Origin of the sequence: Azonexus sp. (assembly GCF_036170495.1) — a bacterium.
Taxonomy (GTDB): Bacteria; Pseudomonadota; Gammaproteobacteria; order Burkholderiales; family Rhodocyclaceae; genus Azonexus.
In genome coordinates this window covers 1-2,085 of the sequence record NZ_JAVHPH010000369.1, presented here as the reverse complement: position 1 = coordinate 2,085, position 2,085 = coordinate 1, and the positions used below count along the sequence as shown (strand labels likewise).

The following is a 2,085-nucleotide window of genomic DNA, read 5'->3' as shown; positions in this document are numbered from 1 at the left end:
GTTATAGCCTGCTGTTCCGCATCGCCTCCGGCGAAATGCTCGGCAAAGACCAGCCGGTCATCCTTCAGTTGCTCGACCTGCCGCAAGCGCAGCAAGCCGTCAAGGGCGTCATGATGGAGCTGGAAGACTGTGCCTTCCCGCTGCTTGCTGGCATGGTGGCTACCGATGATCCGAATGTTGCCTTCAAGGATGCCGACGTCTGCTTGCTGGTTGGCGCCCGTCCGCGCACCAAGGGTATGGAACGCGCCGACCTGTTGACCGCCAACGGGGCGATCTTCACCGTTCAGGGCAAGGCCATCGCCGAGAATGCCAAGGAAGACGTCAAGGTTCTGGTCGTCGGCAACCCATGTAACACCAATGCCTTCATCGCCGCCGCCGCCGCCAAGAAGGTTGGCCGCACCAACCCGAACAATTACCACGGCATGCTGCGTCTGGACCACAACCGCGCCCTGTCGCAACTGGCCGGCAAGACCGGTCGTGCCGTTTCTTCGCTGAAGAAGCTGGTGGTTTGGGGTAACCACTCGCCGACGATGTACGCTGACTACCGTTTCTGCACCTCCAATGGCGACAGCGTCAAGGCTCTGGTCAACGACCACGCCTGGAACAACGACGTCTTCCTGCCGACCGTCGGCAAGCGCGGCGCCGCCATCATCGAGGCCCGTGGCCTGTCCTCGGCTGCTTCCGCCGCCAACGCCGCCATCGACCACGTCCGTGACTGGGTCCTCGGCTCCGACGAGTGGGTCACCATGGGCGTTCCGTCTGATGGTTCCTACGGCATCCCGACCGGCATCGTGTTCGGCTTCCCGTGCGAGTGCAAGGGTGGCAAGTTCACCATCATCCAGGGCCTGGAAATCGACGAGTACAGCCGCGAGAAGATCAACATCACGCTCAAGGAACTGACTGACGAAGCCGAAGCCGTCAAGGACATGCTCTGATAGTTGGTCGCTGCTAGTGGTTAGTCGCTAGCAAAAGCAAGCAAGGGCCGCGGTAAAATACCGTGGCCTTTTTCATTTCCAGCTCACGAATAGCTAACGACTAATAACCAGCGACTTACATCTAACATGCGCCACCCGAAAGCCGTTCTTTTTGCCGGAGAGAAGCCCTTCCCCATCCTGCCCGCAGTCGACCATTATGCCGGCTCGGAAAAGCTGATGAAAAAGGCGCTGCAATTGCAGAACGAACTCGGTCCGATCTTCGACATCACCTGCGATTGTGAAGATGGCGCCCATTCCGGGGCCGAGCGTGAGCATGCCGAAATGGCCGCGGGCGTAATCATGAGCGACGACAATCGTTTCAACCGGGTCGGCGCGCGGGTGCATGACGTCACCCACCCGCACTGGCGACAGGACATGGAAATCCTGGTCGGCATTGCCGCCAGCAGGCTGCCGTTTATCACGCTGCCCAAGCCCTGCAGCGCCGGCGATGTTCAGGTGCAGATCGAAGCTTTACGTGAAATTGAGCAGCATTTTGGCGTTGACCGCAGGATTCCGGTTCATGTGCTGATTGAAACCCATGGTGCCTTGCGCGACGTCTGGGAAATCGCCGCCCAGCCCGGTGTCGAGAGCCTGGATTTCGGCCTGATGGATTTTGTCTCGGGTCACCATGGTGCCATCCCTGGTAGTGCGATGAAGAGTCCCGGCCAGTTCGACCACCCGCTGGTCGCCCGCGCCAAGTGCGAAATCAGCGCCGCCGCCCTGGCCTACGGTGTCGTGCCTGCGCACAACGTGACGACCGAACTCAAGGATATCGAGTACATCCGCAACGACGCCCGGCGTGCCCGCAGCGAATTCGGCTATCTGCGCATGTGGAGCATCCACCCGAACCAGATCATGCCGATCATTGAAGCCATGCGCCCCGACTTCTCCGAAATGCAGGCTGCCGCCGAGATCCTGATTGCCGCCCAGGACAAGGACTGGGGCCCCATCCAGCATGAAGGCAAGCTGCACGACCGCGCCTCCTACCGCTACTACTGGGAGCTGCTCGACCGCGCCCACGTCACCGGTATGGACATTCCGGCTGCTGCGAGGATTCGCTTTTTTGCCTGAAATTCCGGTTGACCGTAGCACTGAGCCGCCGCTGCCCATC

At 60.5% G+C, this 2,085-nt stretch carries 2 protein-coding genes; both read left to right on the top strand.

The window, feature by feature from the left end:
• On the top strand, nt 1-935 hold a 935-nt coding region (locus ADADOO_RS13525; protein WP_511278027.1), incomplete at its 5' end, for a malate dehydrogenase.
• 126 nt (nt 936-1,061) lie between these two features.
• The gene (locus ADADOO_RS13520) at nt 1,062-2,045 is read left to right on the top strand and encodes an HpcH/HpaI aldolase/citrate lyase family protein (RefSeq protein WP_511278026.1); all 984 of its coding nucleotides are present in this window, start codon (nt 1,062-1,064) and stop codon (nt 2,043-2,045) included.
• Nucleotides 2,046-2,085 lie beyond the last annotated feature (40 nt).